Annotated in this window: 19 protein-coding genes; 12 read left to right on the top strand and 7 right to left on the bottom strand. The window is 64.8% G+C overall.

Annotation, left to right across the window (positions count from 1 at the left end):
- Positions 1–29 precede the first annotated feature (29 nt).
- Together H3V04_RS03295 and H3V04_RS03290 are read left to right on the top strand one after the other, a co-directional pair.
- Complete coding sequence (locus H3V04_RS03295) at positions 30–3,170, top strand: glycosyltransferase (protein WP_198187173.1); 3,141 nt, start codon at positions 30–32, stop codon at positions 3,168–3,170.
- Positions 3,167–4,690: a DUF5719 family protein gene (locus H3V04_RS03290; RefSeq protein WP_198187172.1), complete on the top strand. Its 1,524-nt coding sequence runs from the start codon at positions 3,167–3,169 to the stop codon at positions 4,688–4,690. The genes H3V04_RS03295 and H3V04_RS03290 overlap by 4 nt, the downstream gene beginning before the upstream one ends.
- 10 nt (positions 4,691–4,700) lie before the next feature.
- On the opposite strand, the gene H3V04_RS03285 is transcribed toward H3V04_RS03290, so the two are convergent.
- Positions 4,701–5,135: a metallopeptidase family protein gene (locus tag H3V04_RS03285; protein ID WP_029678500.1), complete on the bottom strand. Its 435-nt coding sequence runs from the start codon at positions 5,133–5,135 to the stop codon at positions 4,701–4,703.
- 65 nt (positions 5,136–5,200) lie between these two features.
- Here H3V04_RS03285 and H3V04_RS03280 point away from each other — a divergent pair, with 65 nt between their 5' ends.
- Positions 5,201–6,040, top strand: coding sequence for an HAD-IIB family hydrolase (locus H3V04_RS03280; RefSeq protein WP_373564653.1), 840 nt, complete (start codon positions 5,201–5,203; stop codon positions 6,038–6,040).
- Positions 6,041–6,215: 175 nt separating this feature from the next.
- Complete coding sequence (locus H3V04_RS10450) at positions 6,216–6,908, top strand: ComF family protein (RefSeq protein WP_198187171.1); 693 nt, start codon at positions 6,216–6,218, stop codon at positions 6,906–6,908.
- On the opposite strand, the gene H3V04_RS03270 is transcribed toward H3V04_RS10450, so the two are convergent.
- From H3V04_RS03270 to H3V04_RS03255, 4 genes are all read right to left on the bottom strand, one after another.
- Positions 6,905–8,257, bottom strand: a complete 1,353-nt coding sequence (locus tag H3V04_RS03270) for a Y-family DNA polymerase (protein WP_198187170.1) — start codon at positions 8,255–8,257, stop codon at positions 6,905–6,907. The two genes, H3V04_RS10450 and H3V04_RS03270, sit on opposite strands and share 4 nt — an antisense overlap.
- Positions 8,254–8,874 carry a LexA family transcriptional regulator gene (locus H3V04_RS03265; protein ID WP_198187169.1) on the bottom strand — a complete coding sequence of 207 codons (621 nt, stop codon included), beginning with the start codon at positions 8,872–8,874 and terminating at the stop codon, positions 8,254–8,256. The genes H3V04_RS03270 and H3V04_RS03265 overlap by 4 nt, the downstream gene beginning before the upstream one ends.
- A 70-nt stretch (positions 8,875–8,944) precedes the next feature.
- Positions 8,945–10,084 (bottom strand): sensor histidine kinase, encoded by a 1,140-nt coding sequence (locus H3V04_RS03260; protein ID WP_373564652.1) that lies wholly within the window; start codon positions 10,082–10,084, stop codon positions 8,945–8,947.
- A 9-nt stretch (positions 10,085–10,093) separates the two neighbouring features.
- A complete protein-coding gene (locus tag H3V04_RS03255; RefSeq protein ID WP_198184355.1) occupies positions 10,094–10,837 on the bottom strand; it encodes a response regulator transcription factor in 744 nt (247 codons plus the stop codon).
- A 223-nt stretch (positions 10,838–11,060) separates the two neighbouring features.
- Between H3V04_RS03255 and H3V04_RS03250 the strand changes: the two genes are divergently transcribed.
- Positions 11,061–11,681: a CarD family transcriptional regulator gene (locus H3V04_RS03250; protein ID WP_045935472.1), complete on the top strand. Its 621-nt coding sequence runs from the start codon at positions 11,061–11,063 to the stop codon at positions 11,679–11,681.
- A gap of 14 nt (positions 11,682–11,695) precedes the next feature.
- Entirely contained in the window at positions 11,696–12,175 is a 480-nt protein-coding gene (locus H3V04_RS03245; RefSeq protein WP_198187168.1) for a 2-C-methyl-D-erythritol 2,4-cyclodiphosphate synthase, read from the top strand.
- A 6-nt stretch (positions 12,176–12,181) separates the two neighbouring features.
- On the opposite strand, the gene H3V04_RS03240 is transcribed toward H3V04_RS03245, so the two are convergent.
- Together H3V04_RS03240 and H3V04_RS03235 are read right to left on the bottom strand one after the other, a co-directional pair.
- Positions 12,182–13,009: a metal ABC transporter permease gene (locus tag H3V04_RS03240; RefSeq protein ID WP_045935470.1), complete on the bottom strand. Its 828-nt coding sequence runs from the start codon at positions 13,007–13,009 to the stop codon at positions 12,182–12,184.
- On the bottom strand, positions 13,006–13,881 hold the full coding sequence (locus H3V04_RS03235; protein ID WP_198187501.1) for an ABC transporter ATP-binding protein: 876 nt from the start codon (positions 13,879–13,881) through the stop codon (positions 13,006–13,008). The genes H3V04_RS03240 and H3V04_RS03235 overlap by 4 nt, the downstream gene beginning before the upstream one ends.
- 209 nt (positions 13,882–14,090) lie before the next feature.
- Between H3V04_RS03235 and H3V04_RS03230 the strand changes: the two genes are divergently transcribed.
- The 6 genes from H3V04_RS03230 to pyk all read left to right on the top strand — a co-directional run bounded on the left by H3V04_RS03230 (position 14,091) and on the right by pyk (position 22,209).
- A complete protein-coding gene (locus tag H3V04_RS03230; protein ID WP_198187167.1) occupies positions 14,091–15,011 on the top strand; it encodes a bifunctional methylenetetrahydrofolate dehydrogenase/methenyltetrahydrofolate cyclohydrolase in 921 nt (306 codons plus the stop codon).
- A 102-nt stretch (positions 15,012–15,113) separates the two neighbouring features.
- Positions 15,114–16,619 carry a 30S ribosomal protein S1 gene (gene rpsA, locus H3V04_RS03225; RefSeq protein ID WP_198177695.1) on the top strand — a complete coding sequence of 502 codons (1,506 nt, stop codon included), beginning with the start codon at positions 15,114–15,116 and terminating at the stop codon, positions 16,617–16,619.
- A 71-nt stretch (positions 16,620–16,690) separates the two neighbouring features.
- Positions 16,691–17,338 carry a dephospho-CoA kinase gene (coaE, locus tag H3V04_RS03220; RefSeq protein WP_232342439.1) on the top strand — a complete coding sequence of 216 codons (648 nt, stop codon included), beginning with the start codon at positions 16,691–16,693 and terminating at the stop codon, positions 17,336–17,338.
- A gap of 38 nt (positions 17,339–17,376) precedes the next feature.
- Positions 17,377–19,488 (top strand): excinuclease ABC subunit UvrB, encoded by a 2,112-nt coding sequence (gene uvrB / locus H3V04_RS03215; RefSeq protein WP_198184351.1) that lies wholly within the window; start codon positions 17,377–17,379, stop codon positions 19,486–19,488.
- Between the two features lie 165 nt (positions 19,489–19,653).
- Positions 19,654–20,655 (top strand): TerC family protein, encoded by a 1,002-nt coding sequence (locus tag H3V04_RS03210; protein WP_198187166.1) that lies wholly within the window; start codon positions 19,654–19,656, stop codon positions 20,653–20,655.
- 111 nt (positions 20,656–20,766) lie between these two features.
- On the top strand, positions 20,767–22,209 hold the full coding sequence (gene pyk / locus H3V04_RS03205) for a pyruvate kinase (protein WP_045935465.1): 1,443 nt from the start codon (positions 20,767–20,769) through the stop codon (positions 22,207–22,209).
- Position 22,210 lies beyond the last annotated feature (1 nt).

Raw genomic sequence — 22,210 nt, 5'->3', positions numbered from 1 at the left:
GGTGACCTGGATTGCGTAGACTGGAACGCATGAGTTTCGTCGCGCCTCAAGCCCAGGATGTCCGGCAGGTACTCTCTGCAGTCATGAACGAATGTTCGCCTGCCGCCAGCCCTCATGTTGAGGATGCGGTGGCTGCGGTGATCACCGTCGAGCATGACCTGACCTACCTGCCTGACACCCTGCGTGCCCTCTTGCGGCAGAGCCTCTTGCCGCGCCTTCTGATCATCGCGGACTGCTCGGGGGCCACTGTGGAACCTCTCTATGCGCAATTCCCTGTGGACGGGCCAGCGCGGATGGAGGTGCAGGTGGTTCGCGCCCGGGGTGCCTCCTCCTTCGGCGATGCCGTGGACAAGGCGCTTGGCTATGCCCGTCTGCCTGGTCGGGTTCGCGCACTTTGGCTTCTGCACGACGACTGCCGTCCACTGGACAATCATTGCCTGGACAAGCTGGTGGACACCTGGCACAGCAATCCCACTGCCTCCCTGTTGGGCGCCAAGCAGTATGACTGGCAGGGCGAGGGCCTGCGGGACGTGGGTCGGTATGCCTACCGTCACCGAACGGTTGGCCTGGTAGTGGACAGTGAGCCCGATCAGGAGCAGTATGACGCGCGCCAGGATGTCTTCGCGGTGAGCCTGGCCGGCGCCCTGGTGCCCATGCAGACCATGAAGGACTTGGGCGGACCGGGTGCCTGGGCCGGCACTTTCGGCCAGGCCGACGATCTCTGCCGCCGCATCTGCCTGTCAGGCGGACGTGTGGTGGTGGTGCCCGGCGCCCGGATGGCCCATGCCGGCGCCCGGTTGAGCGGATTGCGCGACCGGAATGGACGGCCGGTGCAGCCCGACCACCGCTTGGATGCCTCCATGGGCCCCATAATGGCTCGGGAGCGTTACCTGCTGACCGATTTTGTCCTGCCCTGGTGGCTGCTGGTCTGGCTCTGGCGGGTCCTGGCGGCACTGTGGTTCACGGCCGTTGATCTTATCGGCAAGCGGCCCTACAGGGCCCTCTGCCGTCTGTGTGCGCCCTGGCGGATCCTGGCTCGTCCTGCAGCCTTGCTGACCATGCGTCGCCGTCTGACTTCCGCCTGCCATGGCGGTCCCCGTCGATTGGACGTTCTTCAGGCCAACGGTCAGCAGATCCGGCAGTGGCGGCAGCGCAGGCAGGCCTTCCGCGACCAGCAGGAGCACCCCATGCTCAGCCACCTGGCCCTGGCCCATCTGCGCCAGCAGTTTCTGCGTCGCCTGGCCTGGGCGACAGGGATGACCCTGGCCGTTTTGGTGCCCCTGGTGGCCACCCACTGGCCCCTGTGTCGTGCCATCTTCTCGGGAGGGGCCATCCATGCGCCCTCCCTGCCCTCGTCGGGAGCCGACTGGTCCCGCCTGCTGGCGGCGGCAACCACCTCATGGTCCTGGGCCGGGGGCGTGGGACAGCCCGCAGTTCCTGCCCCCTTCCTTCTGGTCCTTCTGCCCTTCGCTCTGCTCACAGGCGGTCATGTGGCCCAGGCCATGGCCCTGATGCTCCTGGCGGAGACGGGACTGGCCGCTCTGTCTTTCTGGGCGCTGGCCGGCGTGGTCACCAGGTCCAATCCCATCCGCGTCCTGCTGGGGCTGCTCTGGGCTAGCCTGGCATTCGCCCTGGGCATGGTGGATGGTCTGCAGCTGCCCATGCTGACGGTCATGGCCTTCATGCCTGCCGCCTTTGCCTTCGTTTTCAAGGCCGTGGGGCTGTATCAGACCGAGGCTCCCGTGCACCCCAAGGCTTCGGTGCAGCAGGCGGCTCTGGCCTCCATCTGCTTTCTGCCGGTCCTGGCAGCCGAACCTCAGCTCATACTGGCCATGATTCCGCTCTTCATCATGGCGATCTGCCTGGTGCCCTCCCATCGGATCATGTTGCTGCTGATGCCCCTGCCTTCGGTGCTGGCCCTGGCGCCCACCCTGGTCAACTCCCTGCATCATGCCAAGGATGGGCTTTGGAGGCAGCTTTTCGCAGACCTGATGGTTCCTTCGGCAGACCTGACTGGCCAGCCTCGAACCGGGAGCCTCGGGGAGTTGCTGGCCCGCCTGCTGGGCCTGGATACTTCGGCCCTGTGGCCTATCAGGTGGCGGGCTGAACTCTGGCGGCCGGCCACGCTGGTCTGCTGTCTGCTGGCGGTTGCCCTGCTGGCCTTTGTTGCCCTGGTTGTGCCTCGGGCGCTCAAGGCGGCCAGGATTCTGTGGATCACGGTACTGCTGGGTCTGGTCCTGGCGCTGGTCTCGCAGGCGGTCTGCACAGGTCTGGATGAAACAGGTCCAGTGGCTGGTTCGGTCCTGCCCGGTGTGATGATGGCCTTCATGGGGTTGCTGACCTGTCTGGGCCTCCTGGCAGGCAGGGCCGTCCGTCCCTTCTCGCCCCTTGCTCCCGGGCATGACCAGGCCCCCGACAACGATGCCGATCGTCCGCCCCTGCCTCCTGCGCAGTCATCCCCGACGTCAGCGGTTGCAGTCGGTGGTGGCGGAAGGGTTTTAAGGCTCCTTCTGGGCCTGCTCCTGACCCTGGTCACTGCAGGCGTGGCGGTGGCCGGTCTGGCTGCGCCTGCCGGCGGGCCCCTGTCTGCTGACGGCCGACGGCTTCCGGCAGTGGCGGTGGACTACCTTGACAAGGACCCATCCCATCGGGTGCTGGTGCTGACCTCGCCCTCCCATGGCCGCGTGGCCTACACCGGTCTGCACACTTCACGAGGGGATCTGATCGATGCCTCGCCTGCCCTGCGTGCCCAGCGGGTGAACGGCGGGCGGATGACCGGCGAGGATGTCCTCTCGCATTCGGCGGCGTCTCTGATGGCCAATGCCGACTCCAAGGCCGTAGCCGCGGTGACCGACCTGGGCTTCGGCGGAATCTACGTGCCCGTCGACCGTTCCGGGGCAGCGGGCTTGGGGTCCACGCCCAACGATGACCTGGTATCCAACATCACTGCCAGCGATGGCGCGCAGCTGGTGGTGGCCAACGCCCAGGGAACCTATTTCCGTTTGAGCTCGCAGTCCGGCAAGGATGTGGGCGTTGATATGGCCGGGGTCGATCAAGCAGAGGCCAGCACCTGGAGGAGGGTCTGGCTGTGGACCCTGGGTCTGATCCTGCTGGGATACTGCCTGGTGGCGCTGCCGCGTCCGGGCTATTTCGGAGGGGAGCAACTATGAGTGGACGAAGCAAGGGATCCCTGGTGGCCGCTCTGGTCACGGCACCCCTGGTGGCGGTTTTGATTGCAGCGCTGCTGATCTGGACGCCTCCTGCCTCCCTGGCCGATGGGGCCAAGGGCTCGACTGTCGTAGCCAGCCGGGTCAGCCAGCGGGAGGTGGCGGCCTACTGTCCGGCCCGCCTGGCGGTAGCGGACGAGGACAAGGTCGGCGATGACCAGTTCAAGGCATCGGAGGGCGATCTGAGCTCACGTGTCACTGCTGCCGCCTTCGGATCCATCGGCGGTTCCAGCCTGACTCCAATGGGGGGTGGGCAACGCACCACGGTGACTGATCCTGATCTCTTGGACGGGCAGAAGGCCATGGCCGCATCGCTCGATCCCGGTGCCTCGGCAACAGCCTTCGATTCCCGGATGCTCAAGTCCCAGCCGGGCACAGGGGCTGCCGTCGGCATGGTCTCATGGGCCACCAAGGGCGATCTTAGGGGGATTCAGGCGCTGGCCTGCCCCCGGGCCGTCATGAATGCGGACTTCCTGCTGCCCGCCACCAGCAGAGGGACCACCCAACGGCTGGTGGCCTACAATCCGTCATCCAAAGCCACGGTGATCAGTATTGAGGTCCAGGGTTCGCACTCCTCGGGCCATTTGTCCCTGGAGACAGGGAAGACCATGACCGTGGCTCCCGGCGGCCATGCCTCATACGATCTGTCTGCGGCGGCTCCTGGCCAGCAGGCCATTTACGTCCGGGCTCGCAGCTCCCAGGCCCCGGTGGCCATGTCGGTCTCCGTCAATGTCATGTCGGGGCTTGATCCACGCGGGTCGGATCAGATGGCTGCCTTGCCGGCTCCAGGCCGTGATCTGGTCATTGCCGGCCTGCGAGGTGCAGACCAGGCCACCCTGCTTCTTCAGGGCTCCCATGCCACGGCGGTGGACCTGTCCTGGGTGGATGAAGGCGGTCAGCAATCCCTGCGACGGGTGGATCTGGAGGGTTCTCAGGCCACGGCGGTGGATCTTGGCGGCGTGCCCGATGGCAAGCTGGCTCTGCACGTGCATGCCGACCGGCCTGTGCGAGCGGTCCTGCAGGTGACCGGCCAGGGCAGTCAGGACCAGTCGCAGTCCGACCTGGCTCTGATTCCTGCGGGGACTGCTGCAGCATCCTCGGCCCTGACCATATCCCAGCCTGCCCAGGCTGCGCTGACCCTGGTCAACCCATCGGCGAATCCGGTCAAGGCCGAACTGGTTGGATTCGATGACAAGGGCAACAAATTGGAAGAGCGCTCACTGACTGTTGAGGCGGGTCGAGCCAGCGAGCTTTCGACTCACGATCTGGGCGATCAGGTGGCCGCCGTGCGGCTGAATGAGGAATCTGGGCATGGCTCCTCACGGCTGATCTGGAACGCCCGCCTGAGTGTGGACGCGGTCAACCAGGCTGGCCTGGCCGGTCTGGCGGTCATGGTCTCTGACGGGCTCATGCCCACCACCACCGTGATCCGCTCCGGCCCCGACTCCACCGTCCTGCCCTAAGATTCGGCCCTCAGCGTCCCCACATGGGGTCGATCTCCTCGGGGTCGCGCCCGTAGAGGTCTGCCAGCTGCAGGACCAGCTCGTCGCGGATGATCAGCTCCAGCTCGGTGCGGTCCCGGGTCTTGCTTTGGATTGGCATTCGGTACAGGACAATCCTGGCGGGGATGCCACGTCCTGCCGGGAAACTGCGCGAGAAGAGGTCCGACCTGTCCTCCCAGGGGGTGGGGTCGGAGGGTGGCACATCCTCGACCGCGAATTGGACAGGTTTGACCAGCTGAGGCCAGCCGGCGCCCAGCCGCCGGATCTGGGCTGCGGTCAGATCGTCGAAGATTCCACACCTGGTGCGATAGCGGGGCAGGCGGGTGCCGAAGGTGGGCCGACGAATCCCCCGGCCATGGCTGTCCCGATAGACGGTGCGGGCCCAAGGCGGCTGATCGTTGATCATGACACTCACCATAGCCCCTCAGGTCTGTGGCAGTTTCGATTCAGGGTGTCTTGTAGCATGGAGCGATGATCGACAAGCGGATGGGAGCAATCATGGCGGAGGACGGTGCGATGAACGTGGCCTGGTGGGGCAGCCAGGACATAGGGTCCATCTGCGCACGGGCACGGGTGCTGGCCTTCGATCTGGACAATACTCTGGCGCTGTCCAAGACCTGTATGGACCAGACCATGGCAGTCCATTTCGCCGCCCTGACCCGGCTGCGGCCCGTGGCCATCGTCTCGGGCGGACGGTTCAGCCAGTTCCGCGACCAGGTGCTGGATGCCCTGCCCGACGACACCCGTTTCGACCAGCTGCATCTGATGCCCACCAGCGGCACCCGCTACTACCGCTGGCAGGACGGAAGCTGGAATTGCGTCTACGCGCACGACCTGAGTGCCCAGGACCGGCAGGCCGCCGAGGCCAGTCTGGAGCGCAGGGCCAAGCAGCTGGGCGACTGGGAGGATCAGGTCTGGGGGCCTCGCATCGAGGATCGCGGCAGCCAGATAACCTTCTCCGCCCTGGGTCAGCAGGCGCCCGTGGAAGCCAAGGAGGCCTGGGATCCCGACAACAGCCGCAAGGATGCCCTGGCCCGGGCCGTGGCCGCCGATCTGCCCCACCTGCAGGTGCGCTCCGGCGGCTCCACCAGCGTGGACATCTCAGCCAAGGGCATCGACAAGGCCTATGCCATGACCTCCCTGGGCAGGATACTGGGCGTGGAAGTCGGCCAGATCGCCTTCGTGGGCGACCGGATGGATCCGGACGGCAACGACTATCCGGCGGCTGAGGCCGGGGCCATGGCTCTGCGTGTGCACAATCCGGCCGATGCACTGGACCTGATCCGGGCCTTGGAGGCTGACCTGGCCTGAACCTGTCTGCAGACAATTCTGTGAACAGCGATTCTGTGAACAGCTGGCCCGTTCATGCACATGGTCTTCCCCTGCTTGCCTATCCTCTGCACTTGAGGGTTGGCTGGGCTATATGCGCAACCTTTCATTAGCATCCGTCCGACTCCGACAGGCGGTTTGTGCTGTTGCCTCAGCCGTGGCCAGCTCGGCCCTGGACCTGCTGGCTCCTCGGGCCTGCGCCGGCTGCGATCGCCCTGACTTTCTGCTCTGCTCCTCTTGCAGATCTCTGCTCTTCCGGCCCCTGTTGGTGCCTGCGCCCGCCTATGCCCTTGGTCTGGCCCTGGCATGCGCTCCATATCGCGGACCCGTCCGGCGAATCATTCTGGCATGGAAGGACCATGACAACCGGCCCTTGGATGGACCCTTGGGCCAGGTCATGGCCGAACTGGCCCCGGTCCTGTCCAGGCTGATCGATCCCCTGCTCCGGTCCAAGCCCGCGAAGGCGATTCTGGTGGTTCCCGCCCCCTCCTCGGCTGCCTCCTTGCGGAGGCGGGGGAGGGTTCATCTGCAGCCGATCCTTTTGTCTCTGGTCCAGGCCCTGCAGCGGCAGGGTCTGGACGCCCGGGCGGAGCCGGCACTGATCATGGACTCCGTGAGAACCAAGTCTGTCCAGGCGGGCGGCCGCCGGAACCGTTCGCGTCGGCTGGCGGGCCGGATTACAGTTGCGGATTCATCGCGGTTGGTCGGCCATCCTGTCCTGGTGGTGGACGACATCATCACCACGGGATCCACCATCCGCCAGTGCGCTCGTGCCCTGGAGGCCGCAGGCGCCCTGCCCTTGGCCGCCCTGGCTCTGGCGGCCGTTCCTCCAGGTCACGAGGATCTCTAGCGGGCCTGGGCCACGGCCATCTCATCCCAGCGGGTGGTGGACCGGGGTGAGAGCATGCCCCGGTTCATGGCCCAGTCGGCACCCGTATCCTCATCGCCCCGGCCCTGGCCGCGGATGCCACCGTAGCCTACGCCTACCCGGAAGGGACCGAAACGGCGGGTGGCATCCTCCAGGACGTCCCCCAGGCCATGGGTGTCCCGGGCTGCGTCCAGGCCTTCCAGGGTGTGGAAGTGGTCAGCATCGGTCAGGTCCAGTAGAACCACCCCGGCCCGGATCCAGCGGGCGTGCGGATCCACACGGCCCTTGAGCGCCCGGCTGGCTGCGCCGGCGATGACCAGGGGATCGTCGCTGGGATCCTCCAGGACGACGGTCCTGCTGGCTGCGCAGAACTGCTGGGGTGCATAAGGGCTGGTGGAACAGAAGACCCGCACTTTTCCGCACAGACCATGCTGCCGACGCAGGCGGCGGCAGGCCTTCTGGGCGTAGATGCTCAATGCCTGGGCCAGGGTGGCGTAGCCCTCGATGGGGTGGGAGAACATGCGCGAGCACAGAATCTGATTGGTGCGCACGCCCCTGGCGGCATCCGTCTCGGGCTCGATGCAGGGCCGTCCCCTCAATTCCAGCACGGTGCGCTGCAGCATGACGGAGAACCGGTGACGGATCAGTGAGGGGTCGGCATCGCGCAGGTCCAGGGCGGTGGTGATGCCCATGCCCATGAGCCTGCCGGTCAGCCGTCGGCCCACCCCCCAGACCTGGTCGACGGGCACTGATGCCAGAGCCTGATCGCCGTACTGGGCCTCTACTTGGCTCCAGAGGGTGATCCCTTCGGTCGAGGGATGGTCCTTGGCCCAGTGGTTGGCCACCTTGGCCAGGGTCTTGGTGGGCGCCACACCCACGCTGACGGGGATGCCGGTCGATCGCAGGACCGCGGCGCGCAGCTCCCGGCAGATTTCGACGGTGCGTTTGTCGTTCCAGATGCTGTCCATGAAGCACTCGTCGATGGAGTAGACCTCCTGGTTGGGCAGGAAATGGGCCATGATGGCCATCATGCGCCTGGAGAGACTGGCGTAGAGCTCATAGTTGGAACTGCGGGCCACCACCCCGTCCTGCAGGGCCCGTTCGCGAATGGTGAACCAGGGTGTGCCGTTGGTGATGCCCAGGGCCTTGGCCGAGCGGTTGCGGGCCACCACGCAGCCGTCGTTATTGGACAGCACGACCACCGGGCGGTCAGCCAGGGAGGGGTCGAAGACAGCCTCGCAGGAGGCAAAGAAAGAGTTGGCATCAGCCAGGACCACCTGACTGGTCAGAGCGGTCCCGGCTGCAGGATAGGCCGGTCTCTGCGCGCTCATGCCGAGCCCCAGCCCGTGGAAGGGTAGACGGGTTTCCGGCCTTGACCTCCCGTCGTGCGCCCACGCCCGTGCGGGGTGTGTCCGGGATAGGTGACCTGAGGCAGGGGAGAGCCGCTCCGGGATTCGCCTTTGGTATTCACCCGCTGCCAGTGGTAGTTGCCGATGACCACCCCCCAGATGACCAGTTCCTCGCCCTCCTGGGGCATGAAGTCGGGGTAGGCGGGGTTTTCGGCCCGCAGCATGGTCCGTCCCTTGCACCTGGCCAGACGCTTGACCAGCAGCTCATCGTCCAGAATGGCGATGACGATGTCCCCTTCGCGCGGCTCCAGGGAACGGTCGACCACCAGCAGGTCCCCATCGAAGATGCCGGCGCCGGTCATGGAATCGCCGGCCACATGGATGATGAAAGTGGAGTCGGGGTGGACGATGACGTTCTGGTCGAAGCTGAAGTCGCCGCTGAAGTAGTCCTGGGCCACTGAGGGGAAACCGGCGTGGACGGCCTCCAGGGCCTGGGGGACAGGGCTGGGGTGTCTTCGGAAGAGGCTCAGGGCATCGACCCGGCACTCCGGCAGGGAAGCAGGGGCCGCATCCGGCGACCCATGAATGGTAGCGACCATGGCACACCTCGAACTCGATGGCATTCGAACAAATGTTCGATTTCATTATGAGCCGAAGTGCGCCTCCCCGTCAATGCGGCGCGTCGGGCCCGCCGGAGTGGCTCCCGTCCTCCTCGTCCTCGTCGGGGTCGCGGTGATATCTGGGCAGGGTGATCTCGAAGTCCGCTCCGCGCGGATCGTCCACCACCTGTACCTGGCCTCCATGCAGCTGGGCCGCCCAGCGGGCGATGGACAGCCCCAGCCCGGTGCCGCCGGACTCCGTACCAGGCCCGGCCTTGCCCTTGACGAAGCGCCGGAAGATGTCGGTACGGGCCTCGGGGGGTATCTGCGAGCCGAAGTTGACTACGTTGGTGACTATGGCCTCCTGCTGCCGGTCCTCGTGGGCCTGGATCAGCACCGTGGTGCCGTCGGCCGAGTGCTTCAGGGCGTTGCTGATGACATTGGTGAAGAGCTGGCGCAGCCGGTCCTGGTCGCCCTCCATTCTCAGGCCTTTCTCCAGATCCACCTGGATGTCGTGGGCGTGCCCGGCGTCGGCTATGGCCAGTGGCTGGAGGGTCTCGTCGATGAAGTCCCCGAAGTCGAAGTCCTCGATCTGCAGGCTGGCGGCCCCGGCCTCCATCCTCGACAGGTCCAGCAGGAAGGCGATCAGGTCGGACAGGCGGTGGGTCTGCTCCAGGATGCCCTCCAGGTTGGCTGGCGTGGGCTCGGTCACCCCGTCCGCCATATTCTCCACCATGGCCTGCAGGGCCGAGACGGGGGTGCGCAGCTCGTGGCTGACGTTGGCCACCATGTCCCGGCGCATCTGGTCGGCGTGCTGGAGCTCCTCGGCCATCTCGTTGAAGGACTGGGCCAGGAGCCCCACCTCGTCATGGCTGGTCGTCGTGGCGTGGACCCGGACCGTGTAGTCCCCGTCGGCCATGGCCTCGGCCGCATCCCGCATCTGCCGCAGGGGAGCGGTGAGCCCCCGTGAGAAGAAGTAGGTGATCCCCAGGGCCACCACCAGGGTCAGCGGCATGGCGATCCAGCCGCTCCAGCCCATCTTCAGCAGGAACCAGGCCATGACGAAGGCGATGGCTGTGGAGATGATGATCAGGACGCTCAGCTCCACCTTCAACGAGGCGAAGGATCCGATGGGCCGTTCGCGGTCCACCCGCGCACTCAGACCGGGCCCCTTGCGCCGGCTTCTGCCGTCCTTGCTCATGGCGTGCATCCGTGGCCGCTACCGCTGATCCTGGTCCTGTTCCTGATCCTCGGGCGGTTCGAAGGCGTAGCCCACCCCATGCACGGTACGGATCATCTGGGAGCCCAGCTTGTGGCGCAGGGCCTTGACGTGGGAGTCCACCGTCCTGGTGCCCGAGGCATCCACCCAGTCCCAGACCTCCTCCAGCAGCTTCTCGCGGGTGAGCACGGACTTGGGCCGACGGGCCAGCGTGGCCAGCAGGTCGAATTCGGTGGGAGTCAGGTGGATCTGCTCCCCGCGCAGGGTCACGATGCGCTGGGCCGGGTCGATGACCAGGGATCCGAAGTCCAGCACCTTCTCGTTCTCGGAGTTCTTGGCGATGACCTTGGCCCGCTCCACCCGGCGCAGAAGGGCCTTGCAGCGGGCGATCAGCTCGCGCATGGAGAAGGGCTTGGTCATATAGTCGTCGGCCCCGGCGCCCAGACCGGTCACCTTGTCGGCCTCGTCGTCCCGGGCGGTCAGGATGAGCACCGGCACCGGCCGCTCGGCCACGATCCGCTTGGTGGCCTCCAGTCCATCCATGACGGGCAGCATGATGTCCATGATGACCAGGTCGGGTTTGATCTGGGATGCGGCCTGCACGGCGCTGGCACCGTCCGAGGCCACCCGTGCCGTCCACCCTTCGGCGGTGATGCGCTGGGCGATGGCGGTGGCCAGGGTGGGTTCATCCTCAACCACCAGGATGGTGCTGGGTGTAGTGTAGCGGCTTGTGTTTTTGATCATGCCTACCTCTGTCTTCGATCACTGATCCGCAAAACGATGCTCGTCATGCGGGGTGGAGCCTTGCCGGCATTTGTTCCACCACCGTCGTTTCTTCCAGAATAGTCTCCAGAGCCTCCAGGGGAAGTGTGCTCGCAGAGAATCGCGTCGCCTCCGAGCCCCATCGGCAAGTCCATGCGCAATGACATTATTATATGGTATTTTATCGACTCGTTCTGGAGGACATATGGGTTACAAGGTCGGTGACATGGTCGTCTATCCGCGTCATGGGGCCGCCAGGGTGGATGCCATCACCGAACGGACCGTCAAGGGCGTCACCCGCAAGTACCTGCAGCTGTCCGTGCTCTCCTCTGACGGGCTGGTCATCAACGTCCCCGTCGAGAACGCGGCCAAGGTGGGCGTCAGGGACATCGTCGACGCCAAGGCGGTGGCCAAGGTCTTCGAGATCCTGCGCACCCCGGTGGTCGAGGAGAAGGAGATGAACTGGTCACGCCGCTACAAGCTGAACGTGGAGAAGATCGCCACCGGCGAGGTCAACAAGATCGCCGAGGTGGTGCGCGACCTCTCCCAGCGTGACGTGGACGAGCATGGACTTTCGGCGGGCGAGAAGCGGATGCTGATCAAGGCCCGCAAGATTCTGACCTCCGAGATCGCCCTGTCAGAGAAGCTGGACGAGGACGAGGCCCAGCGTCTGCTGGACGTCAACCTGGGCTATGCGGAGCCCATGCCCGGCGACGACAAGCACCATACCAAGTCCCCCAAGGAGCCGGCTTCCAAGACCTTGGCACGGGTGGCCCAGGAGGCCGCCAAGAACAAGGGCAAGGGCAAGACCAAGGCCAAGCGCTGAGGCCGGATCCGGTCATGGGCCATCCAAGCGTCGGACTGGGCTTTGACGCCCATCGCTTCGACCCGACCGGCGGGCGTCGCCTCTGGCTGGCCTGCCTGTCCTGGAATGACGGAACCCCCGGCCTGCTGGGCGATTCCGACGGCGATGCGGCCGCCCATGCGCTGATCGATGCCATCCTGTCAGCCGCCGACCTGGGCGACATCGGCACCTTGTTCGGCCTGGGATCACAGTCCCCCGGAGCGGGCATGCATGGGGCGGCCATGCTGGAGAAGACCATGGACTGCCTGCATGGGCACGGTCGTAGATTGCTCAACGCCTCCCTGGTCATCGTCGGACAGCGTCCCAGAATTTCCTCCCGTCGTCACCTGGCCCAGCAGGCCATGAGCCAGGCTGTTGGTGCACCGGTTCGGTTGACCGCTACCACTACCGATGGCATGGGCTTTACCGGTCACAACGAGGGCATCGCCGTCATGGCCACCGCCCTGGTGGACTGACCGGCATCAGGCGCGCAGTGCGGCCCATCCCTTGGCCAGAGCCCAGAAGAGGGTGGACAGGGTCACGATGACGAAGCTTGGAGGGGCTGGCACCATGGCCGAAATCACCAGGCCTCCCCAGATGGAAGCCAGGCAGATCAGTCCCGACAGGAGCATGGCCCGCAGGGGAGAGGCCACCAGGATGTTGGCCGTGGCCGCCGGGGTGACGACCAGGGCGAAGATGAGCAGGGTCCCCACCGCCGGCACGGCGATGGTGATGACCCCCGCCATGATGGCCATGAAGGTCAGGTTCATCAGCCCGATGGGCACGCCACGGGCCTGGGCCACCTGCTCATCCAGGGAGCTGAAGAGCAGGGGCCGGTAGATCAGGGCCAGCAGGATCAGCAGGATTGCATCGAAGATTATGAAGCCGATGACCTGGCCCCGGGTGATGGTCAGGATGGATCCGAAGAGGATGGCCTGCATCTGCTGGGAGGCCGAACTGGACATCCTGGCGAAGAAGAGCCCCAGACCGGTGGCGAAGGCCAGGACCGTGCCCGTGGCGATCTCCCTCTGGGAGGCCCGCTTGCCCAGGGCTCCGATTACCAGCGCCCCGCCCAGGGCGAACAGCCCCATGCCGGCAGAGACCGGCAGCCCCAGCAGGACGGCCCCCGTGGCGCCGGGCAGGCCGATGTGGGCCAGGGCATGGGCGGCGAAGGTGGAGTGTCTGGCGATGGTGAAGTAGCCCATGGCTCCGGCGGCCACGGCGATGCACAATCCGGCCACCATGGCGTTGCGCATGAAGGGGGCGGCGAGGATCTCCGTCCAATGTGGGTCGAAGACTGGCGTGGTCATGAGGTCCTTTCCCGGTCCGCCCCGTGCAGGCGGGCCACCTGGCTGGGTTGGTAGCGATTGTGGACGGGGCCGATCGGCTCGTCCATGTCGGGGGCCACGAACATGTCCCCCTGGGGAGTGGTGACCACCTCCACCTTGGTGCCGTAGAGGTGGGTGAGCAGGTCCGAGTCCAGCACGTCGTCCATGCGGGCGTAATGGGGATGCCCGTCCAGCAGGTAGACCGCCCCGGTCAGCACAGGCAGCAGCATGTTCAGGTCGTGGGCCACCACCTGGATGGTCATGCCCAGACGGCTGTTGAGCTGTGCCAGCAGGTGGACGGTGGCTCGCTGACCGGCCAGGTCCAGATTGGCCAGGGGCTCGTCCAGCATGAGCAGGTCAGGATCGCAGACCAGGGCCTGGGCGATGGCCACCCGCTGTCGCAGGCCACCGGAGAGCTGGGACAGGCGCAGGTGGGCCCTGTCCTCCACGCCGACGAAGCGCATGGCCTTTCTGGCGCGCTCGCGGTCCTGCCGGGTGACGGGGTGGATGCCGAAGCGGGTGCCGGTCAGCCCCAGCAGGACGGACTGTTCGGCCGTCAGGTTGGAGTCGATGTCCGAGGTGTAGCTCTGGGGTACGTAGCCGATGCGGTCGTTGGCCTGGCCGGCCGGCTGCCCCAGGACCTGCAGACTGCCGGCATCCAGGGGGAGCAGACCCAGCTCGGCCTGCATCATGCTGGTCTTGCCGGTGCCGTTGGTGCCCACGATGGCGGTCACGGTTCCCGAGGGGATGGTGAAGGTCCCCTCCGACCAGATCAGCCGCCCGGATCGCCGGATGGCGGCATGGTCGAAGACGATGCAGGCCTGCGTGGATGTTCTATCCGTGTCCTTGTCCATGGCGTCCTTCCCGGAGGCATCCCAATTGGTGATCCTGCTCTTATTGAGCATGATTCTCATTATCGCTGGGGAGAGGACAGCGCGCAACTTCATCGCCAAGTCTTCCGTACCGGCTCTTGGACGATGCTTCCGGTCGGGGAGGAATCTGCGCTAGTCTGGCCCAGACGACTTCGACAAGGGTTTGCGCCCGCTTGGATGATGGAGATGTATTGACTGCAGTGAAACTGGACGGCAAGGCGGCGGCTGCGGAACTCAAGGAGGACCTGCGCGCTCGCGTGGCGAGGCTGACGGCCATGGGACGCACTCCCGGCCTGGGTACCATCCTGGTGGGGGAGGACCCTGGCTCGCTCAAGTATGTGGAGGGCAAGCATCGTGACTGCAGCCAGGTGGGCATCCGGTCGATCAGGATCGATCTGCCCGCCGACGTCGGCAAGGAGCGGATTCTCGCTGCGGTGGATCAGCTCAACCAGGACCCTGACTGCACCGGCTACATCGTCCAGCTGCCCCTGCCCGAGGGCGTGGATACCACGGAGATCATCGATCATATCGATCCGGCCAAGGACGCCGACGGCATGCATCCATACAACCTGGGCCAGCTGGTCCTGCATACCGACGGCCGGGTGCGGACCCCTCTGCCCTGCACCCCACGGGGGATCCTGTACCTGCTGGACCATTACGGGATTGACCTGACCGGCAAGGAGGTCTGCGTGCTGGGCCGAGGACTGACCGTGGGCCGCACCATCGGACTGCTCCTGACCAACCGTGGGGTGGATGCCACCGTGACCCTCTGCCATACCCGCACCAGGGATATCGATGCCCACCTGCGCAGGGCTGACGTGATTATCGCAGCTGTGGGTCAGGCCGGGCTGGTTGGCCCGGACCAGGTTCGCCAGGGTGCCGTCCTGGTGGATGTGGGCGTCTCGCGAATCCGGGATCAGCAGGAGGGGCGTTGGCGGATCAAGGGCGACATCGATCCGGCCGCCAGGCTGTCCGCAGCCGCCTATACGCCCAACCCCGGCGGGGTGGGACCCATGACCCGGGCCATGCTCCTGGTCAACGTGGTCGAATCCGCTGAGCGGGCCGCCGGAATCCCTGCCTGCGACACGCCCGAGGCTCCCCGGCGACAATGACCGTGGTGTCTCCTATCATGGAGAATGTTCGCGCCCGCCGGCGGGAACGCATAACTCAATACGGAAAAATATCCACCAACTATACAAGAAACAATTCAATTAATGGCAGAGAACAAGAAGGAAGTCCCCCAGGTCGCGGTCAATGACATCGGGTCCGAGGAAGACTTCATCAAGGCAGTCGATTCCACCATCAAGAACTTCGACGATGGGGATCTGGTCGAGGGGACGGTCGTTAAGATCGACCATGACGAGGTTCTGCTGGACATCGGCTACAAGACCGAGGGCGTGATTCCCTCCCGCGAGCTTTCCATCAAGAAGGATGTCGATCCCGACGATGTGGTCCAGGTCGGTGACACCATCGAGGCCCTGGTCGTCACCAAGGAGGACAAGGAAGGCCGTCTGATCCTGTCCAAGAAGCGTGCCCAGTACGAGCGCGCCTGGGGCGACATCGAGAAGATCAAGGAGGCTGACGGCGTCGTTGAGGGCACCGTCATCGAGGCCGTCAAGGGCGGACTCATCGTCGACATCGGCCTGCGTGGCTTCCTGCCCGCATCCCTGGTCGAGATGCGCCGCGTGCGCGACCTGTCTCCCTACATCGGGCAGAAGATCAAGGCCAAGATCCTGGAGCTGGACAAGAACCGCAACAACGTGGTCCTCTCCCGCCGCCAGTACCTGGAGGAGACCCAGTCCGAGGTGCGCGAGACCTTCATGGCCCAGCTCAAGAAGGGCCAGATCCGCGAGGGTACGGTCAGCTCCATCGTCAACTTCGGCGCCTTCGTCGACCTGGGCGGTGTGGACGGTCTGATCCACGTCTCCGAGCTCTCCTGGAAGCACATCGATCACCCCAGCGAGGTCGTCAAGGTGGGCGACAAGGTCACCGTCGAGGTGCTGGATGTCGATATGGACCGCGAGCGCATCTCGCTGTCCCTCAAGGCCACCCAGGAAGACCCCTGGCAGCGCTTCGCCCGGACCCACGTGCCCGGACAGATCGTCAAGGGCAAGGTCACCAAGATCGTGCAGTTCGGCGTCTTCGTCTCCGTCGAGGACGGCATCGAGGGCCTGGTCCACATCTCCGAGCTGGCCAATCGCCACGTGGAGAACCCCGAGACCGTGGTCAAGCAGGGCGAGGAGATCTTCGTCAAGGTCATCGACGTCGACCTGGATCGCCGCCGTATCTCCCTGTCCCTCAAGCAGGCCGACGACTCCGTCGATCCGACCTCCGAGGACTTCGATCCGGCCATCTACGGCATGCCCGCCGAGTACGACGAGGAGGGCAACTACAAGTACCCCGAGGGCTTCGACCCCGAGAGCAACGAGTGGATCGCCGGCTACGAGAAGCAGCGGGAGGAGTGGGAGTCCCAGTATGCGGCCGCCCACGACCTCTGGGAGCAGCACAAGGCCTTCGTGGCCAAGGAGCTGGAGAACGCCGAGGCTTCGGCCGCCGAGGACAGCCGGTCCTCCCAGGCGCCCGCCTCCGGTTCGCGCTCTCGTCGTCAGAGCTCCGAGGAGACCACCAACTACAGCTCGGAGTCCAGCTCCGAGGGCACCTTGGCCTCCGACGACCAGCTGGCCGCTCTGCGCGAGCAGCTGCTCAAGGAAAAGAAGTGAGCATCAAGCGGTGAATGGAGGGGTCCGGCCTCGGTCGGGCCCCTCCATTTGTATCTGCTGCCATAAGGTATATGCGGGAGGTCGGGATGATACGTGTGGGATTGACCGGCGGAATAGCGGCTGGCAAGAGCACGGTGGCGGCTCGGCTGGCCCAGGACGGGGCCAGGGTCATCGACTACGACCGGCTCTCCCATGAGGTCATCGCCCCGGGCGGACCCGGCGTGGGACCGGTCCTGGAGCGCTTCGGTTCGGACTGCGGGGACGGTCATGGTGGTGTGGACAGGTCAGCCTTGGCGGCAAGGGTCTTCGGCGGGCCGACGGCCGACCGGGATCGCAGGGACCTGGACGACATCATCCATCCGCTGGTCTATGACCTGGCCGCCAAGGCCGAGCAGCCCTGGCTGGAGGGTTCCGAGGTGGTGGTCCATGAGGTGCCCCTGCTGACCGAGGTTAGGTCGGCAATTCCCTTTCATTTCGACAGGGTCCTGGTGGTGGAGGCCCCCAGCCAGGTGAGGATTGCGCGTATGGTGAATCAGCGGCATATGACTGGAAGCCAGGCTGTTGAGCGCATCGGTTCCCAGACCAGCAGCAGTTCGCGACGCGCCCAGGCCGATCTGCTGGTGGACGGGTCCCAGCCTATCGAACAAATGTTCGAGTCTGTTGATAGAATATATGAAGAGTTAAAGGCCTTGGCCAAGGGATCCTCGCGCAGCGACTGACGGGCCTTGGTGAATGACGCATCCTGGAAGGGAGTTTCATGGGGTTCAACATTGAGCGGACCAATAAGCCCTTCGTGGTCAAGTCTCCCTACAAGCCCTCCGGCGACCAGCCAGAGGCCATCGAGGAATTGGCCACGCGGATCGAGAACGGCGAGAACGACGTGGTGCTCATGGGCGCCACCGGCACCGGCAAGACCGCGACCACGGCCTGGCTGATCGAGCGCCTGCAGCGGCCCACCCTGATTCTGGAGCCCAACAAGACCCTGGCCGCCCAGCTCTGCGCCGAGTTCCGCGAGCTCATGCCCGACAATGCGGTCTCCTACTTCGTCTCCTACTACGACTATTACCAGCCTGAGGCCTACATTCCCCAGACGGATACCTATATCGAGAAGGACTCCAACATCAACGACGACGTGGAGCGGCTCCGTCACGCCGCCACGGCCAACCTGCTGACCAGGCGCGACTGCGTGGTGGTGGCCACCGTCTCCTGTATCTACGGCTTGGGCACGCCCGAAGAGTACGCCGGGCGCATGCTCTTCCTGCACGAGGGGGACCGGATCAACCGGGATGACCTGCTGCGTAAGTTCGTGGACATGCAGTACAAGCGCAACGACATCGCCTTCACCCGAGGCACCTTCCGCGTGCGAGGCGACACGGTCGAGATCATCCCCGTCTATGAGGAGCTGGCCGTCCGCATCGAATTCTTCGGCGACGAGATCGACCGCATCTCCACCCTGCACCCGCTGACCGGGGACGAGATCGCCCATGAGAGCTCCGTGCACATCTTCCCCGCCTCCCACTACGTGGCCGGTCCTGAGCGGATGGAGCGGGCGCTGAAGACCATCAAGGAGGAGCTGGACTGGCGTGTGGGCCAGCTGCGCAAGCAGGGCAAGGAGCTGGAGGCCCAGAGGCTGACCATGCGCACCACCTACGACCTGGAGATGCTCACCCAGATCGGCACCTGCTCCGGAGTGGAGAACTACTCCAGGCACTTCGACGGGCGCGAACCCGGGACGCCGCCCCATACCCTGCTGGACTTCTTCCCCGACGACTTCCTGCTGGTCATCGACGAATCCCACGTGACCGTCCCCCAGATCGGAGCCATGTACGAGGGGGATGCTAGCCGCAAGCGGACCCTGGTCGAGCACGGCTTCCGTCTGCCCTCGGCCATGGACAACCGTCCGCTGAAGTGGCCCGAGTTTCTGGACAAGGTGGGCCAGACCGTCTATCTGTCGGCAACGCCGGGCGACTATGAGATGGGTCTGTCAGACGGGGTGGTGGAACAGGTCATCCGCCCCACCGGTCTGCTGGATCCCGAGGTGGAGGTCAGGCCTGTCAAGGGCCAGGTGGACGACCTCCTGGACGAGATCAAGGCCCGGGTGGCCCGTCACGAGCGGGTCCTGGTGACCACGCTGACCAAGAAGATGGCCGAGGACCTGACCGACTACCTGCTGGAGCGCGACATCAAGGTGGAGTATCTGCACTCGGATGTGGACACCCTGCGGCGGGTGGAGCTCCTGCGGGAGCTGCGCGAGGGCAAGATCGACGTCATCGTGGGCATCAACCTCCTGCGTGAAGGGCTGGACTTGCCCGAGGTCTCCCTGGTGGCCATACTGGATGCGGACAAGGAGGGCTTCCTGCGTTCCTACCGTTCCCTGATCCAGACCATCGGCCGTGCGGCCAGGAACGTGTCCGGCAAGGTCATCATGTACGCGGATGAGGTCACCGACTCCATGGAGAAGGCCATCAGCGAGACCAACCGTCGCCGTGCCAAGCAGATAGCCTATAACAAGGAGCATGGGGTGGACCCCAAGCCGTTGATCAAGAAGATCAGTGATGTCAACGACATGCTGGCCAAGGAGGATGTGGACACCCAGACCCTGCTGGCGGGCGGCTACCGCAATGCCAACAAGGCCGGCAACTCCCACCTGGGCGTGCCCCTCTACGACAAGGAGGAGGCCGACAAGCGGCATCAGGAGATCCTCCAGGCCGGTCTGCCGGCGCAGGACCTTGCCGACCTGATCCGTCAGCTGAGCGACCAGATGCACACGGCTGCGCAACAGCTGCAGTTCGAGCTCGCAGCCCGTCTGCGCGACGAAATCAAGGACCTGAAGAAAGAGCTGCGACAGATGACCGAGGCCAAAAAGTAAGTCTGGCCTTTGGCCGGTGGTCCCAACCCCGACCATGCATGTTGCGGGCCTGTGATGCGAGGCAAGTCATCACAGGCCGGACCAGCAGACAACTCTCTGTGAGGATGTTCTGACATGCGGAGGGGCAGATGAGCACGTCATATCTTGCCGCTAAAGTCAGGTGATATGTCCGAAACACCTCTGCCGTTCATGGTTGTGAGCCTGGTTGTGCTGGCCGTCTTCTTCGTGGTTGATCTTCTGGTGATCGGGCGGCGGCCACACGTACCTTCGACCGGCGAATGCGTGAGGCACATCGGCTTCTTTGTGGTCATGGCCCTGATTTTCGGGGCGCTGATCTGGAAGGTGGCAGGTTCCAAGCCAGCCATCGAGTTCTACTCGGGCTGGCTGACTGAGTACTCGCTCAGCATCGACAACCTCTTTGTCTTCGTCATCATCATGGGCAATTTCGCCGTGCCCCTGCGGCTTCAGCGTTATGTGCTCAGCGTCGGCATCACCATCGCGCTGCTGCTGCGCGGCGTCTTCATCCTGGCCGGAACGGCGCTGATCACCCGCTTCACCTGGGTTTTCTTCATCTTCGGCTTCTTCCTGCTCTACACTGCCTGGAACATGGTCTCCAGCCGAGGCAAGCAGGAGGAGTACCACGAGAACGGGCTGATCAGGGTCCTGCGCCGGGTTATCCCCATCACCAGCCACTATGACGGTGAGCACCTGCGGACCACCTTCGAGGGTAAGCGCTACTTCACGCCCATGCTGGTGGTCTTCCTGGCCATCGGCACCACCGATGTCATGTTCGCCTTTGACTCCATTCCGGCCATCTTCGGACTGACCAAGGACCCCTTCATCGTCTTCACCTCCAACGTCTTCGCCCTGTTGGGCCTTCAGCAGCTCTACTTCCTGCTGGGATCCCTGCTGGACAAGCTGGAGTATCTGCCCCTGGGGCTGGCCGTGGTCCTGGCCTTCATCGGGGTCAAGCTGATCATGGAGGCTCTGCACGGTAACACGCTGCCCTTCATCAACGGCGGGCGGCCCCTGACTGTCGTGCCGGAGATACCGACCTGGGCATCTCTGCTCGTCATCGTTTTGGCCGTGGGCATCGCGGCCCTGGCTTCGGTGCTCAAGAGCCGCCATATGTCCTCTGCAGCCGCTCCCCAGGGAGCAAAGCAATAAGGGAAGCGTTGAAGCACAAGGGTTGTTAGCGCTAACGGGAAATAGTGGTTCCCTGCGGCCTGAGTCTGTACAATAGAACGGTAAGTAAGAAAAAGAACAGGCAGGTAGCATATGCGCAAAGCCAAGATCGTCGATACCATCGGGCCGGCTTCGGAGTCGCTGGAAAACATCACCAAGCTGGTCAAGGCCGGCATGGATGTGGCCAGGCTCAACCGGTCCCACGGCACCCCCGAAGATCACCTCAAGGTTTACAACAACGTGCGTCAGGCCAGCAAGGAGACCGGACGCAACGTGGCGGCCCTGGTCGATCTGCAGGGTCCCAAGATTCGTTGTGGCTGGTTCAAGAAGAACGAGCAGGGCGAGGACAAGGTCATCCTCAAGGAGGGCCAGGAGTTCACCATCACCACCGACGATGTCGAGGGTGACGAGCACATGACCTCCACCACCTTCAAAGGTCTGCCCGGGGATTGCCACCCCGGCGATCCCATCCTGATCGATGACGGCAAGGTCCGTCTGGAAGTCACCAAGGTCGAGGGCAACCAGGTCCACACCAAGGTGGTCGTGGCTGGTCCGGTCTCCTCCCACAAGGGCATCAACCTGCCCGGCGTGGCCGTGAGCCTGCCGGCACTGACCCCCAAGGATGAGGAGGACCTGCGCTGGGGTATCCGCACCGGCGCCGACATCATCGCCATGTCCTTCGTCCGCTTCGCCACTGACATCGACCGCGCTCATGAGATCATGGACGAGGAGGGTCGCCGCATTCCCATCGTGGCCAAGATCGAGAAGCCCCAGGCGGTTGAGAACCTGGAGGAGATCGTGAAGGCCTTCGACGGCATCATGGTGGCCCGTGGTGACATGGCCGTGGAGATGCCCTTCGAGCAGGTCCCCCTGGTGACCAAGCGCTGCATCGAACTGGCCCGTCAGTATGCCAAGCCGGTCATCGTCGCCACTGAGGTCCTGGGCTCCATGGTTCATTCGCCCATCCCCAGCCGCGCCGAGGCCTCCGACTGCGCCAACGCCGTCCTGGACGGTGCCGATGCCACCATGACCTCCAACGAGACCGCCGTGGGCGACTACCCCGACACCACGGTCTCCACCATGGCCCGGATTTCCGAGTACGCCACCACCCACGGGTTCGACCGCATCCCGGATATGCACGACCTGGACATGTCCAACTCCGGTGCCGTCTCCTCCGCCGCTGTGGATTTGGCCGACAAGATCAACGCCAAGGCCATCGTGGCCTTCACCCAGACCGGCAACACCGTGCACCGCGTCTCCCGTGAGCGTCCGGCCGCCCCCATCTATGCGCTGACCACCGATGAGCACACCTATCATTGGCTGGCCCTGAGCTGGGGCACCGAGGCTTTCATGTGCGAGCAGGACTACCACGACTTCAACCGCGCGGGTCTCATGGCCTTCGTGGACGCCACCCTGAAGAAGCAGGGCAAGGTCTCCGACGGCGACTGCCTGGTGGTGCTCAGCAGCGCCCAGGGCGAGTATGAGCCAGGAAACACCGACTGCATCTACGTGCATACGGTTGGTGCCAACGACTGAT

It is taken from the genome of Bifidobacterium sp. M0353, from assembly GCF_016100645.1.
Lineage (GTDB): Bacteria > Actinomycetota > Actinomycetes > Actinomycetales > Bifidobacteriaceae > Bombiscardovia > Bombiscardovia choladohabitans.
The sequence above is the reverse complement of the archived record's forward strand: the minus strand, read 5'-3'. Positions and strand labels throughout refer to the sequence as shown.

Coding starts and splice junctions, on each gene's coding strand:
- H3V04_RS03295 (WP_198187173.1), top strand. CDS start 30: ATGAGTTTCGTCGCGCCTCAAGCCCAGGATGTCCGGCAGGTACTCTCT.
- H3V04_RS03290 (WP_198187172.1), top strand. CDS start 3,167: ATGAGTGGACGAAGCAAGGGATCCCTGGTGGCCGCTCTGGTCACGGCA.
- H3V04_RS03285 (WP_029678500.1), bottom strand. CDS start 5,135: ATGATCAACGATCAGCCGCCTTGGGCCCGCACCGTCTATCGGGACAGC.
- H3V04_RS03280 (WP_373564653.1), top strand. CDS start 5,201: ATGATCGACAAGCGGATGGGAGCAATCATGGCGGAGGACGGTGCGATG.
- H3V04_RS03270 (WP_198187170.1), bottom strand. CDS start 8,257: ATGAGCGCGCAGAGACCGGCCTATCCTGCAGCCGGGACCGCTCTGACC.
- H3V04_RS03265 (WP_198187169.1), bottom strand. CDS start 8,874: ATGGTCGCTACCATTCATGGGTCGCCGGATGCGGCCCCTGCTTCCCTG.
- H3V04_RS03260 (WP_373564652.1), bottom strand. CDS start 10,084: ATGCACGCCATGAGCAAGGACGGCAGAAGCCGGCGCAAGGGGCCCGGT.
- H3V04_RS03255 (WP_198184355.1), bottom strand. CDS start 10,837: ATGATCAAAAACACAAGCCGCTACACTACACCCAGCACCATCCTGGTG.
- H3V04_RS03250 (WP_045935472.1), top strand. CDS start 11,061: ATGGGTTACAAGGTCGGTGACATGGTCGTCTATCCGCGTCATGGGGCC.
- H3V04_RS03245 (WP_198187168.1), top strand. CDS start 11,696: ATGGGCCATCCAAGCGTCGGACTGGGCTTTGACGCCCATCGCTTCGAC.
- H3V04_RS03240 (WP_045935470.1), bottom strand. CDS start 13,009: ATGACCACGCCAGTCTTCGACCCACATTGGACGGAGATCCTCGCCGCC.
- H3V04_RS03235 (WP_198187501.1), bottom strand. CDS start 13,881: ATGGACAAGGACACGGATAGAACATCCACGCAGGCCTGCATCGTCTTC.
- rpsA (WP_198177695.1), top strand. CDS start 15,114: ATGGCAGAGAACAAGAAGGAAGTCCCCCAGGTCGCGGTCAATGACATC.
- coaE (WP_232342439.1), top strand. CDS start 16,691: ATGCGGGAGGTCGGGATGATACGTGTGGGATTGACCGGCGGAATAGCG.
- uvrB (WP_198184351.1), top strand. CDS start 17,377: ATGGGGTTCAACATTGAGCGGACCAATAAGCCCTTCGTGGTCAAGTCT.
- H3V04_RS03210 (WP_198187166.1), top strand. CDS start 19,654: ATGTCCGAAACACCTCTGCCGTTCATGGTTGTGAGCCTGGTTGTGCTG.
- pyk (WP_045935465.1), top strand. CDS start 20,767: ATGCGCAAAGCCAAGATCGTCGATACCATCGGGCCGGCTTCGGAGTCG.